Source organism: Pseudomonas sp. GW460-12-10-14-TSB1 (assembly GCF_017349775.1).
GTDB lineage: Bacteria > Pseudomonadota > Gammaproteobacteria > Pseudomonadales > Pseudomonadaceae > Aquipseudomonas > Aquipseudomonas piscium.
Genome location: NZ_JACNAC010000040.1, coordinates 26,618 through 39,766, shown reverse-complemented (window position 1 = coordinate 39,766; position 13,149 = coordinate 26,618). Strand labels below are relative to the sequence as shown.

At 63.0% G+C, this 13,149-nt stretch carries 11 protein-coding genes; 3 read left to right on the top strand and 8 right to left on the bottom strand.

What is annotated here, in order from left to right; genetic code table 11:
- Positions 1 to 17 precede the first annotated feature (17 nt).
- Both ptsP and J4D52_RS21210 read right to left on the bottom strand, forming a co-directional pair.
- The gene (ptsP, locus tag J4D52_RS21215) at positions 18 to 2,297 is read right to left on the bottom strand and encodes a phosphoenolpyruvate--protein phosphotransferase (protein WP_063433331.1); all 2,280 of its coding nucleotides are present in this window, start codon (positions 2,295 to 2,297) and stop codon (positions 18 to 20) included.
- A gap of 22 nt (positions 2,298 to 2,319) precedes the next feature.
- Positions 2,320 to 2,799 (bottom strand): RNA pyrophosphohydrolase, encoded by a 480-nt coding sequence (locus J4D52_RS21210; RefSeq protein ID WP_007927344.1) that lies wholly within the window; start codon positions 2,797 to 2,799, stop codon positions 2,320 to 2,322.
- Between the two features lie 143 nt (positions 2,800 to 2,942).
- On the opposite strand from J4D52_RS21210, the gene J4D52_RS21205 reads away from it, so the two are divergent.
- Positions 2,943 to 3,599 (top strand): HAD family phosphatase, encoded by a 657-nt coding sequence (locus J4D52_RS21205; RefSeq protein WP_025807127.1) that lies wholly within the window; start codon positions 2,943 to 2,945, stop codon positions 3,597 to 3,599.
- A 57-nt stretch (positions 3,600 to 3,656) separates the two neighbouring features.
- Here the strand turns inward: J4D52_RS21205 and J4D52_RS21200 are convergent, their stop codons facing one another.
- Both J4D52_RS21200 and ilvA read right to left on the bottom strand, forming a co-directional pair.
- A complete protein-coding gene (locus J4D52_RS21200; protein ID WP_025807126.1) occupies positions 3,657 to 4,085 on the bottom strand; it encodes a DUF2269 family protein in 429 nt (142 codons plus the stop codon).
- A 46-nt stretch (positions 4,086 to 4,131) separates the two neighbouring features.
- Complete coding sequence (ilvA, locus tag J4D52_RS21195; protein ID WP_023967945.1) at positions 4,132 to 5,646, bottom strand: threonine ammonia-lyase, biosynthetic; 1,515 nt, start codon at positions 5,644 to 5,646, stop codon at positions 4,132 to 4,134.
- A 214-nt stretch (positions 5,647 to 5,860) separates the two neighbouring features.
- Here ilvA and rpiA point away from each other — a divergent pair, with 214 nt between their 5' ends.
- Together rpiA and J4D52_RS21185 are read left to right on the top strand one after the other, a co-directional pair.
- On the top strand, positions 5,861 to 6,532 hold the full coding sequence (gene rpiA / locus J4D52_RS21190; RefSeq protein WP_009051359.1) for a ribose-5-phosphate isomerase RpiA: 672 nt from the start codon (positions 5,861 to 5,863) through the stop codon (positions 6,530 to 6,532).
- Positions 6,533 to 6,841: 309 nt separating this feature from the next.
- Complete coding sequence (locus tag J4D52_RS21185) at positions 6,842 to 8,794, top strand: autotransporter domain-containing protein (protein WP_063433332.1); 1,953 nt, start codon at positions 6,842 to 6,844, stop codon at positions 8,792 to 8,794.
- Between the two features lie 3 nt (positions 8,795 to 8,797).
- Here the strand turns inward: J4D52_RS21185 and J4D52_RS21180 are convergent, their stop codons facing one another.
- The 4 genes from J4D52_RS21180 to J4D52_RS21165 form a co-directional block, all read right to left on the bottom strand.
- A complete protein-coding gene (locus J4D52_RS21180) occupies positions 8,798 to 9,709 on the bottom strand; it encodes an SdiA-regulated domain-containing protein (RefSeq protein ID WP_025807123.1) in 912 nt (303 codons plus the stop codon).
- Between the two features lie 116 nt (positions 9,710 to 9,825).
- Positions 9,826 to 10,755 carry an SdiA-regulated domain-containing protein gene (locus tag J4D52_RS21175; protein ID WP_102676367.1) on the bottom strand — a complete coding sequence of 310 codons (930 nt, stop codon included), beginning with the start codon at positions 10,753 to 10,755 and terminating at the stop codon, positions 9,826 to 9,828.
- A 189-nt stretch (positions 10,756 to 10,944) separates the two neighbouring features.
- A complete protein-coding gene (locus tag J4D52_RS21170; protein ID WP_028683527.1) occupies positions 10,945 to 11,610 on the bottom strand; it encodes a fumarylacetoacetate hydrolase family protein in 666 nt (221 codons plus the stop codon).
- 56 nt (positions 11,611 to 11,666) lie between these two features.
- Entirely contained in the window at positions 11,667 to 13,061 is a 1,395-nt protein-coding gene (locus J4D52_RS21165) for an FAD-binding oxidoreductase (RefSeq protein WP_102676368.1), read from the bottom strand.
- Positions 13,062 to 13,149: the final 88 nt, after the last annotated feature.

Below are 13,149 nucleotides of genomic sequence, written 5' to 3'. Positions count from 1 at the left end.
AATGGAAACAACAGGGATTAAAGAGTCTTGGCCGACGCTGGATTGATCATCCGCGCCAAGCCCAGGTTCTTCAGCGCCAGTTGCAGCGAGCTGTGGATAACTTGCGGGTTGTCGATGGTCATCAACTCGGCCAGCAACTCCTTGGCCTTGCTGAGATTGATCTGGCGCAGCATCCACTTCACTTTCGGCAGGTTGGTGGCGTTCATCGACAGGCTGTCGAAGCCCATCGCCATCAGCAGCACAGCCGCCGCCGGATCGCCAGCCATCTCGCCGCAGATACTCACCGGTTTGCCTTCGGCATGGGCGTCGCGCACCACGGTCTGCAAGGCTTGCAGCACCGCCGGATGCAGGTAGTCGTAGAGATCCGCCACCCGTGGATTGTTGCGGTCCACGGCCAGCAGGTACTGGGTCAGGTCGTTGGAGCCGACCGACAGGAAGTCCACCTGGCGCGCCAGTTCCTTGGTCTGGTACACCGCAGCCGGGATCTCGATCATCACCCCGATCGGCGGCATCGGCACGTCGGTGCCTTCGTCGCGCACTTCGCCCCAGGCGCGATGGATCAGGTGCAACGCTTCTTCCAGCTCATGGGTGCCGGAAATCATCGGCAAGAGAATACGCAGGTTGTTCAGACCTTCGCTGGCCTTGAGCATGGCGCGGGTCTGGACAAGGAAAATCTCGGGATGGTCGAGGGTGACGCGAATACCGCGCCAGCCGAGGAAGGGGTTGTCTTCCTTGATAGGGAAATACGACAGTGACTTGTCGCCGCCGATGTCCAGGCTGCGCATCGTCACCGGTTGCGGGTGGAAGGCGGAAAGTTGCTCGCGATAGATCGCCAGCTGCTCCTTTTCGCTCGGGAAGCGTTGGTTGATCATGAACGGCACTTCGGTGCGGTACAGGCCCACGCCTTCGGCGCCACGCTTCTGTGCCCGCGCCACGTCCGCCAGCAGGCCGGTGTTGACCCACAGCGGCATGCGGTGGCCGTCCAGCGTCACGCACGGCTGGTCGCGCAGCGCATCCAGGCCCTGGGCCAGTTGCCGTTCTTCCTCGACCACATCGGCGAACTGCTTGCGCAGCACGTCGCTGGGGTTGGTGTAGACCTCGCCGTGGTAGCCGTCGACGATCATCTGGATGCCGTCGACTTTCGAGTACGGCAGGTCGACCAGACCCATCACCGTCGGGATGCCCATGGCCCGGGCCAGGATCGCCACGTGGGAGTTGCCCGACCCCAATACCGAGACCAGGCCGACCAGCTTGCCTTCCGGCACTTCGCCGAGCATGGCCGGCGTCAGTTCTTCGCTGACCAGGATGGTGTTGTCGGGGTAGACCAGGGTTTGCTGACGCTCTTCCTGCAGGTAGGCCAGCAGGCGGCGACCCAGATCCTTGACGTCCGACGCCCGCTCGCGCAGGTAGGCATCGTCCATCAGTTCGAAACGGTTGACGTGATCGGTGACCACCTGGCGCAACGCGCCCTGGGCCCACTGGCCGGTCTTGATCACCGTGGTCACTTCGCTGCCCAGGGAAGCATCGTCGAGCATCATCAGGTAGACGTCGAACAGCGCCCGTTCTTCGGGGCGCAACTGGGTGGCGAGTTTTTCCGAGAGGGTGCGCATGTCGGCGCGCACGCCTTCGATGGCGGTCTTGAACAACGCCAGCTCGGCGTTGATGTCGGTAATGCTCTTGTCAGGCACCACGTCCAGATCGGCCGGCGGCAGCATGACCACCGCGGTACCGACCGCCGCGCCTGGCGAACCGGGCACGCCGACGAACTTGGCTTCCTGGATGCCCTTGCCCTGGCGGCCCAGGCCACGGATCGAACCGGTGGCTTCGGCGTGGGCGATAACCCCCGCCAACTGGGCGCTCATGGTCACCAGGAAGGCTTCTTCGCCCTCGTCGAACTGACGACGCTCCTTTTGCTGGATGACCAGAACGCCGACGACCCGGCGATGGTGAATGATCGGTGCACCGAGGAAGGAGGCATAACGCTCCTCGCCGGTCTCGGCGAAGTAGCGATAACGCGGGTGATCGGCGGCGTTTTCGAGGTTCAGCGGTTCTTCGCGCGTACCGACCAGGCCGACCAGACCTTCGTTGGGTGCCATGCTGACCTTGCCGATCGAGCGCTTGTTCAAGCCCTCGGTGGCCATCAGGACAAAACGGTTGGTCTCCGGATCCAGCAGATAGACCGAGCAGACCTGGCTGCCCATGGCCTCTTTGACGCGCAACACAATAATCCCCAACGCCGCCTTGAGATCCTTGGCGGAGTTAACTTCCTGGACGATCTTGCGCAGCGTATTGAGCATGGCTCGGGGTCGAACTCCGTCGTCAGTCGCGCGCTAGAAGGCGCGGGGCAAGCTCTTTGAGAGCGCGGCGATAAACCTCGCGCTTGAATGTCACCACCTGGCCCAACGGATACCAATAACTGACCCAGCGCCAGCCATCGAATTCCGGTTTACCGGTCAAATCCATCCGCACCCGCTGCTCGTTGGAGATCAGGCGCAGGAGAAACCATTTCTGTTTCTGGCCGATGCACAGCGGTTGGCTGTGGGTACGGACCAGGCGTTGCGGCAAACGATAGCGCAACCAGCCCCGGGTGCAGGCGAGAATTTGCACATCTTCGCGTTCCAGGCCTACTTCTTCGTTCAACTCGCGGTACAGAGCGTCTTCCGGCGTCTCTTCGGGGTTGATTCCCCCTTGCGGAAACTGCCAGGCATCTTGATTGATACGGCGAGCCCATAGCACCTGGCCGGCATCATTCGTCAGAATGATCCCGACATTGGGGCGGAAACCATCGGGGTCGATCACGGCAACAACCTCGCAAACGCATGTCGCCGCATTGTTCCACAAAGGTTGTGAAAGCAGCAACGAGGCTTCCTACCTTATGTGCACTCTTGTGAAAAGACCGTATTCTGGTCGCCTTTTTTCAGACTTATCAGCGAGTAACCGTGATGCGCCTGGCTTTATTCGACTTGGACAACACCCTTCTGGGCGGCGACAGTGACCACGCCTGGGGCGATTACCTGTGCGAACGAGGCTTCCTCGACGCCGTCACCTACAAGGCCCGCAACGACGAGTTCTACCAGGACTATCTGGCCGGCAAGCTCGACCAGGCCGCGTACCTGAACTTCTGCCTGGAGGTTCTCGGCCGCACCGAGATGGACGTGCTCGATCAATGGCACCGCGACTACATGCGCGACTGCGTAGAACCGCTGATGCTGCCCAAGGCTGCGCAATTGCTGGCCAAGCACAAGGCCGCCGGCGACAAGCTGGTGATCATCACCGCCACCAACCGCTTCGTCACCGCGCCGATCGCCGAACGCCTGGGCGTGGAAACCCTGATCGCCACCGAGTGCGAGATGCAGGACGGCCGCTACACCGGTCGCAGCACCGACGTCCCGTGCTTTCGCGAAGGCAAGGTCACCCGCCTGACGCGCTGGCTCGAGGAAACCGGCCACAACCTGGAAGGCAGCTATTTCTATAGCGATTCGATGAATGACTTGCCGCTGCTGGATCTGGTGGCGAACCCGATCGCCGTGGACCCTGACCCTAACCTGCGGGCCCTGGCCCAGCAGCGTGGCTGGCCGGTGATCAGCCTGCGCGATTGAGCTGGCTACGCGGGCTCGTTCCTACAGGAGCGAGCCCGCAATCAGGCCGCCAAGCCGTCAAACAGGCTTGGCGCCCATCAACCCGGCAATGGCGAAGAAACACACGAAGCTGAACACCGCCAGCGCCAGGGTGAACTTCGGACTCCCCACACCCGAAGCAATCCGCACCCGATTGAGCCGTGCCAGCAGCCAGAAACAGCTCAGGGCACCCAGGGTGTAGATCACGCTGGAGGCGAGGATCCAGGTCTGCCCCAGCGGCCAGCCCATCAGGTGCACCAGCCACCAACCGCTGAACGGCAGGCTGGCCAGGCAGATCACCAGCAGCAGCCAGACGAACACCAGCGGCCGACGCAACAGCCGGCTGTAGATGCTCGCGTCACCCTTGCTACGAGCGCGCCAGACCCAGATCGCCAGCCCCAGCGCGCTGCCCAGCAGCAACAGGGTGGCCAGGATATGAACGGTTTTGAGGACGGTCAGCGTTTCCATGTAATCGACTCCTTGAGGCCTTGGCCTTGCCCACCAGCGTAGCCGTTCAGCCGAGGAACAGCTGATACGCCGGGTTATCACTCTCGTCCCAGTATGGGTACCCGATCTGCGCCAGCGCCGCCGGCACCAGGTGGCGTTCGCTCGCCGGCACTTGCAGGCCGGCGACCACCCGGCCATCGGCCGCACCATGGTTGCGGTAGTGGAACATCGAGATGTTCCAGCGCCCGCCGAGCTTGTTGAGGAAGTTGAACAGCGCGCCCGGACGTTCCGGGAACTCGAAGCGGAACACCACTTCGTCGCTGACCCGCGCCGCATGGCCGCCGACCATATGACGGATATGCAGCTTGGCCAGTTCGTTGTCGGTCAGGTCGGTCACCGGGAAGCCCTGTTCGGACAGGCTGGCGATCAGCGCGCTGCGCGGATCGTTTTCCGGGTGGGTCTGCACGCCAACGAAGATGTGCGCTTCGCTGCCGGTGTTGTAGCGGTAGTTGAACTCAGTGATCTGGCGCTTGCCGATGGCTTCGCAGAACGCCTTGAAGCTGCCCGGCTGCTCGGGAATGGTCACGGCGATGATGGCTTCGCGACCTTCGCCCAGTTCGGCTCGCTCGGCGACATGGCGCAGGCGGTCGAAGTTGACGTTGGCGCCGGAGTCGATGGCCACCAGGGTCTGCCCGCTGACGCCACGCTGCTCGACGTATTTCTTGATCCCGGCCACGCCCAGGGCGCCAGCCGGCTCGGTGATGGAGCGGGTGTCGTCGTAGATGTCCTTGATCGCCGCGCAGATCTCGTCAGTGCTGACGGTGATCACTTCATCCACGTAGTCCTTGCAGATGTCGAAGGTGTGCTGGCCGATCTGCGCCACCGCGACGCCGTCGGCGAAGATGCCCACGGTCGGCAGCACCACGCGCTCGCCGGCGGCCATGGCCGCTTGCAGGCAGTTGGAATCGTCTGGCTCGACGCCGATGATCTTGATTTCCGGCCGCAGGTATTTGACGTAGGCCGCGATCCCGGCGATCAGGCCGCCACCGCCGACCGGCACGAAGATCGCGTCCAGGCGCCCCGGATGCTGGCGCAGGATTTCCATCGCCACGGTGCCCTGCCCGGCGATGGTGTGCGGATCGTCGTACGGGTGGATATAGACGTAGCCTTTTTCGTCCACCAGCTTCAGCGAGTAGGCCAGGGCTTCCGGAAAGGAATCGCCGTGCAGCACCACTTTGCCACCGCGCGAACGCACGCCTTCGACCTTGATCTCCGGGGTGGTCTTAGGCATCACGATGGTCGCCTTCACCCCCAGCACCTTGGCCGCCAGGGCCAGGCCCTGGGCATGGTTGCCGGCCGAGGCAGTGACCACGCCACGGGCGCGCTCCGCGTCGCTGAGCTGGGTCAGCTTGTTATAGGCGCCGCGAATCTTGAACGAGAACACCGGCTGCAAGTCTTCGCGCTTGAGCCAGATCTGATTGCCCAGCCGCTCGGAGAGCTGGCGGGCAGTCTGCAACGGGGTTTCTACGGCAACGTCGTAAACGCGCGAGGTGAGGATCTTTTTGACGTACTGTTCGAGCATCGGAAAGCATCACTGAGCGGGTTGGGCAGGGCCAGCGAGTCTAACCCAGCGTTTGCCCGGGCGACCACACGAATCCAGAGGTTTTAGAAGGCCCCGGGCCCGGCGTGATGGCGCGCCGCGATCTTTTGCCCCGCCAATCGGGCAATGACCTTCCCCGCGGCGGCGCCTATAATGCCGGCCTTTCCGTTCCCCCTTGCCCGCTTCCGGAGCCCGCATGACCCAGGATCAACTCAAACAGGCCGTGGCCCAGGCTGCCGTCGACCTCATCCTCCCGAAACTCGATGACAAGAGCATCGTCGGGGTCGGCACCGGCTCCACCGCCAACTGCTTCATCGATGCCCTGGCCCAGCACAAGGCTGCCTTCGACGGCGCGGTCGCCAGCTCCGAAGCCACCGCGGCGCGCCTCAAGGGCCACGGCATCCCGGTGTACGAACTGAACACCGTCAGCGACCTGGAGTTCTACATCGACGGCGCCGACGAAAGCGATGAGCACCTGAACCTGATCAAGGGCGGCGGCGCGGCCCTGACCCGCGAGAAGATCGTCGCAGCCGTGGCCAAGACCTTCATCTGCATCGCCGACGCCAGCAAGCTGGTGCCGGTGCTGGGCGCCTTCCCGCTGCCGGTGGAAGTAATCCCCATGGCCCGCAGCCATGTGGCCCGCGAGCTGGTGAAGCTCGGTGGCGACCCGGTCTACCGGGAAGGCGTGATCACCGACAACGGCAACATCATCCTCGATGTGCACAACATGCAGATCACCAACCCGGTGGAACTGGAAGCGCAGATCAACGCGATTGTCGGCGTGGTCACCAACGGCCTGTTCGCCGCCCGCCCGGCCGACGTACTGCTGCTGGGCACCAGCGAAGGCGTGAAGACCCTCACCGCCTGATACCGCCGATTTCGCCCCTGCCGCAATGGCGGGGGCGAATGCCTTCAATCCGTATCCGATCCGACACCCCTTCCTTCCCCCTCCTGCACCAACTTCACCCGGACCGCTACTTTTCGCCGCATTTAGCCGCAGAAATATCCAGATTCGCGCACCAGGCCTCAGCACGACCCACGACTTCCGGTATCAAATCCGTTACAAATTACCGCCAGGCGACGTTCGGTTTAAGCAATGCGCCAATACAGGGTCGCCCAGGGAAAGAGGCGCGCATTGTGCAACGGCCCCCGTTTTTCACCCCCAAGGAAGATCACCGTGCTCAAACCTCTCACGCTTGCTGTCAGTCTTGCCGGCGTTTTGCTGTCCACCCAGGCCCTCGCCTATGAATATGGCGAACACGCGGCCACCACCCTCGACAAACTGATCAACGACTACCCGGGCCGCTACCGTGGCACCAGCAACTTCGCCGGTGCCGCCGACTGGATGCAGAGCCAGATGGGCAGCGCCTACGACATCAGCCGCCAGGACTTTTCCTGGACCGCCGGTGGCAGCAGCCGCAGCTCGCAAAACGTGGTGGCCTACGCCGCCGGGACCAAGCCGCAGTACGTGGTGGTCGGCGCGCACTTCGATACCTATTTCGGCCGCCCGACCCTGCAAGGCCTGGACGACAACGGCTCCGGCGCCAGCGTCCTGACCGAGATCGCCCGCAACCTCGGCGGGCTGCAGCTGGAAAACGGCTTGCAGGTGGTCGGCTTCGGTGCCGAGGAGGAAGGCCTGCGCGGCTCCAGGGCGTTCGTCGACTCCCTCAGCGCCAGCCAGCGCGCCAACATGCTGGCCATGATCAACCTCGACAGCCTGATCACCGGCGACATGATGTATGCCCATGCCGGCCAGAACAGCACCGCCAACCCGGCCTTGGCCTCGTTGCGCGAACACACCCTGCAGATCGCCAGGGAACTGCAGATCAATCTGTTCACCAACCCCGGCCTCGACCCGGCATACCCCGCGGGCACCGGCTGCTGCAGCGACGGCGAAGCCTTCGAAGGGCTGAACATCCCGATTCTCTACATCGAGGCCACCAACTGGGAAATTGGCGACCTGGACGGCTACACCCAGACCACCAACCCTGCCATCCCCGGCGGCTCCACCTGGCACGACCCCGCCGAGGACAATAAGGCGGTGCTGACCAACGCCTTCGGCCAGGAGCGCATCGACCAGCGCCTGCGGGATTACTCGCGCCTGCTCAGCCGCCTGGTCCTGGAGCTGACCAACGCCGACCTGCTGGCCTCCACCGCTTCCGGCGGCGCCGTGGCGCGCAACCAGCAGGATCATCTGCAACGCCAGCATCAGGCCATGGTCCGGCTGCACGACCGGCGCTGGCTGACCCTGCAGGCGATGGGTCGGGAAGTCGGCAGTTTCGATGGCGAGATCGGCATCGACGGCGAATACAGCCCCGACAGCGGTTTCGACAGCGCGCCCAATCCCGAGGCCCGCCGGCTGGGGGTGCATGCCCTGGGCGACTACCAGCTCAATTCGAGCCTGAACCTCGGCGCCAGCCTCAGCTACCAGAACGGTCGCGACAAGCTCGAGCATCGCGGCAAGCTCGACAGCGACACCTGGCAGGCCGCGGTCTACGCCTTGCTCAATGACGGCGGCCCGCAATGGCTGGCCGGCGACCTGAGCGTCGGTCGCACAAGCTTCGAATCCAAGCGCAACTTGGTGATCCAGGCCAACGGCGGCCCGGTGCTGCTGAACCAGAAACTGACGGGCGATACCGACGCCCTGACCCTGGGCGCCCGCGTGCTCGGTGGTTACGACCTGGATTTCGGCGCGATCAAGAGCGGCCCCTTCGCCGGCCTCGATTACACCCACTACCGCATCGACCAGTTCCACGAGAAGCAGGACCTGCGCACCGCACTGAGTTATGAGGAGCAGTCATTCGATTCGCTGGAAGCGAGCCTCGGCTGGCGCGTTCGCGGTGCCGTCGCTCTGCCCTACGGCATGAGCCTGCTGCCTTATGGCGACCTGGCCTGGGTCAAGGAGCTGGGGGACGGCCGCCTGGACGACCTAGACCTGACCAGCCGCGCCGATGGTCAGGTGCGCGTGGCTCGCCTGGGTGGTGTGGACAAGAGCTTCGGCCGCGCCCAGCTCGGCAGCCAGCTGGCAATCACGCCGCAACTGGGGCTGTACGCCGAGGTCAACGGCCGTATCGGTCACGCCGAAGGCAGCCAGACCGGCTACTCCCTCGGCGTTCAGTGGCAGTTCTAGGGGTTACTGGGCCGGCTTCTTGAAGACGTAGAACAGGTTCGGCTCACTGACCAGGTACAGGGTGCCGTCGTCGTCCATGGCAATGCCTTCGGCCTGCGGCACCGTGGCCTGCAACCCTTGCCGGCCCTTGCGCAGCGACATGGTGCTCAGGGGCCGGCCATCCACATCCAGTTCCAGCACCAGCCACGACTCATCCGACAGCGCCAGCAGATGCCCGGTGCGCTCGTCGTATTGCAGGCTGGACAGGTCACGCACGAACAACCCGGCATCGCGCTTGGGGTTGTTGACCACATGCACCGCGTAGGACTTCTCCGGGTCGTAATGCGGGAAGCCCTTGACCTCGTAGATCAGCATCGGGTCGCGCTCCTTGGCGACGAACAGGCGCTTGCCCACCGAATCGTAGGCCAGCCCCTCGAACCCCTTGTTGCCGCTCATGTGCACACCCAGGGTCATCTGCTCGGCGTCCGCGGCGTCGAGGAACACCGTGTCCTCCTCCAGATGAATCTTGATCAGTCGCTGCTGGCGCTCGTCGGTGATCACGTAGGTGTCGGCGCTGATGAACTCGACCGCTTCCGGGTCGCCAAAGCCGGTCAGGGCGATGCGCCGCAGAATGCGCCCGTCGAGCGACAGCTCGATCAGCTCGGAATTCTTGTTGGTCACGGTGAACAGGCTTTTGCGTACCGGGTCGTAGGTCAGCGCCGAGACGTCGTCCAGGCCCTCGATCTTTTGCCCTTCGAGGGTCACCCGATAGCCATCCAGGCCAATGGCGTCGGTGTTGACCGGCTGCGACATGACCCGCCAGTTGAACCACAGGCGCTCGAAGTAACGGTGGTGCTGCCCGGCAATGCCCAACAGCACCAGCACGATAAAACACAGGAGGAGGAACAGCGGTTTGGGATAGGCGAGTCGACGCATGCTGGCAAGCTCAAATACAAATCAGGCGGATGAAATATCACAGCCGGATGAATTTAAACTTAATCGCAGCGGGCGTATGCCGGATTTATGGCCTTTGGCCGCCAGAAACCTCTGAATCAGTGCTTCTCAAAGCGATAGAACAGGTTGGGTTCGCTGACCATGTACAGGTTGCCCTGCTCATCCATGGCCACGCCCTCGGCCCGCGGAATGGTGTTTTTCAGACCGTTGAAACCGCCCAGCAAGGTCATGAAGCTGACCTGCTCGCCGGTTTCGTCCAGCTCCAGCAGCATGTGCGAGTCGGCGGACAGCACCAGGGTGTGACCGGTGCGTGGGTCGATGCTCAGGGCGGACAGGTTGCGCAGGTCCAGCTCATCGCTTTCCAGCTTCTGCTTGTCACCCTTGAGAGTCTGGCTGCCGTCACTGCTCCAGGTGAACAGCGCCGGCGGACGCTCCTCGCCCAGCAGCAATTGCTGCTTGCGCGGGTCCCAGGCCACGGCTTCGAACGCCTTGTTCTGGTCCTGCGACGGCCCCAGGTCGTATTTCGGGAAGTCGGCAATATTCAGCTCGCGGGTATTGGCATCCACCTTGACGATGGTCAGCAGGTGGTCGCGCTCGTCGACGATCCCCAACAGGCCGTTCTCCATGACCGTCACCCCTTCCGGGTTGCTCCAGCCCACCAGCGGCATCTTGCGCAGCACATCACCCTGCAGGTTCAGCTCGACCAGGAACGGGTTCTTGCCCATCACCGAAAACAGGGTCTTGGTCTGCGGGCTGTAGGCCAGGTCGGAGGCCTCGTCCTTCTCCATGCCCGGCAGCGCCTTGGCATCGATCACCGCGCGGTAATCCGGCAGCCAGACACTTTCCTGGCGCTCGGCCGGGGTTTCGAAACGCTCCAGCACCCAGAGCAGGCCACGGTCGTCCCAGTGCATGGCGATCGCAATGCCATACATCACCACGCCCGACAGCAACAGCCAGGAATACCAGCGCATGGCGAACAAACCGCGGCGGCGAACAGTTTGAAGCTCGGGGGTGTGAGGCATGGACATGGGGAGCGCGTTCCAGAAAACCAGCTATGGGTAATAGCACATCGGGGCAGACTCAGACGTCTGTAATCAGGAAATTATCCAGACCGGGTGTGAAAAAAACGGCAAAACGTCCGAAATGTCCCAGAGGTCAGCACTTTCGCCGAAGAGGCCCGCCCATTGCAGGCGAGCCTCGCGTCGAAAACCGCTGGATCAGCTAACGCGGCTTTCGAAGCGGCTGACACCCGGCAGTTCCAGCACCAGCTCATCGCCCACGTTCAGCGGACCGACGCCCACCGGCGTACCGGTCAGGATCACGTCCCCCGCCTGCAGGGAGAAGCAGCCGGCCATGTACTGGATCATCGGTACGATCGGGTTGAGCATGATGCTGCTGTTGCCGTCCTGGCGGACCTCGCCGTTGATGGTCAGGCGAATATTGATGTCAGTCAGGTCCGGGAAGGTGCTACCCACCACAAAGGGCGCCAGCACGCAGGCGCCGTCGAAGCACTTGGAGATTTCCCAGGGCAACCCCTTGGCCTTGAGCTCGGCCTGCTTGTCGCGCAGGGTCAGGTCCAGGGCCGGGGCGAAACCGGAGATGGCATCCAGCACTTCTTCGCGGCTGGGCTTGGTCGACAGCGGCTTGCCGATCAATACCGCGATTTCCGCCTCGTAATGCACGGAGCCACGCTCGGTGGGGATGGCAAAACCGCCTTCCAGCGGCACCACGCAACTGCCCGGCTTGATAAACAGCAGCGGCTCGGTCGGCACCGGATTGTCCAGTTCCTTGGCGTGCTCGGCATAGTTGCGCCCGATGCACACGATCTTGCCGACCGGGAAATGAATACGGGTACCGTCGACATACTGGTGCTGATAGCTCATTACCGACTCCTGCTCGTTTGGTTCATCAGGTACCGCTGCTTGAGTGACCCAGGGGGTCAAACAGCGAAAATCTTGCCCGGGTTCATGATGCCGTTCGGGTCGAACACCGCCTTGACCGCCTTCATGTAGTCGATTTCCACCGGCGAACGGCTGTAGGTCAGGTAATCGCGCTTGGTCATGCCCACACCGTGCTCGGCGGAAATCGAGCCGTTGTACTTCTCGACGGTTTCGAACACCCACTTGTTGACGGTGGCGCACTTGGCGAAGAACTCGTCCTTGCTCAGCTCATCCGGCTTGAGGATGTTCAGGTGCAGGTTGCCGTCGCCGATGTGGCCATACCAGACCACTTCGAAGTCCGGGTAGTTTTCCGCGACGATCGCGTCAATATCCTTCAGGAAAGCCGGCACCTTCGACACAGTGACCGAAATGTCGTTCTTGTATGGGGTCCAGTGCGAGATGGTTTCGGAGATGTACTCGCGCAACTTCCACAGGTTCTGCAGTTGCTGCTCGCTCTGGCTCATCACGCCGTCCAGCACCCAGCCCTGCTCCACGCAATGCTCGAAGGTGGCCAGGGCGTCGTTGGCCACGTCCTCGTTGCTGGCTTCGAACTCCAGCAGCACATAGAACGGGCAGTCGGTCTCGAACGGTGCCGGTACGTCACCGCGACCGAGGATCTTGGCCAAGGCCTTGTCGGAGAAGAATTCGAAGGCGGTCAGGTCGAGCTTGCCCTGGAAGGCATGCAGCACCGGCATGATCGAGTCGAAATCCGGAGTTCCGAGCACCATCGCCGTGAGGTTGTTCGGCGCGCGCTCCAGGCGCATGGTGGCCTCGACCACGAAGCCCAGGGTGCCCTCGGCGCCGATGAACAACTGGCGCAGGTCGTAGCCGGTGGCGTTCTTGACCAGGTCCTTGTTCAGCTCCAGCAGGTCGCCTTTGCCGGTGACCACCTTCAGGCCGGCCACCCAGTTGCGGGTCATGCCGTAGCGAATAACCTTGATCCCGCCGGCATTGGTGGCGATATTGCCGCCAATCTGGCTGGAACCGGCGGAAGCGAAGTCCACCGGGTAATACAGGCCGTTTTCTTCGGCGCGGTTCTGCAACTGCTCGGTCACCACGCCCGGCTGGCAGACCGCGGTGCGGTCGGTCAGGTTCAGGTCGAGGATCTGGTTCATGTAGTCGAAAGACACCACCACTTCGCCATTGGCCGCCACGGCGGCGGCCGACAGGCCGGTACGGCCGCCGGACGGCACCAGCGCGACCTTGTGCCGGTTGGCCCAGCGCACGATGGCCTGGACCTGCTCGATGGTCTTGGGAAAGACGATGGCGCTCGGCGCCGGGGCGAAGTGTTTGGTCCAATCCTTGCCGTAAGCGTTGAGGGAGTCGGCATCGGTCAGGACCTTGCCAGTCTCGACCAGGGTCTTCAGCTCATCAATCAGCGCAGGATTGGTCATCGACAGAACTCTCGAACAATTCATGGTCATCCTGAGAACGCTTCACGTCGCAGGAACGAGTGTTTCGCGGGGTCCGTATGCTAGCATA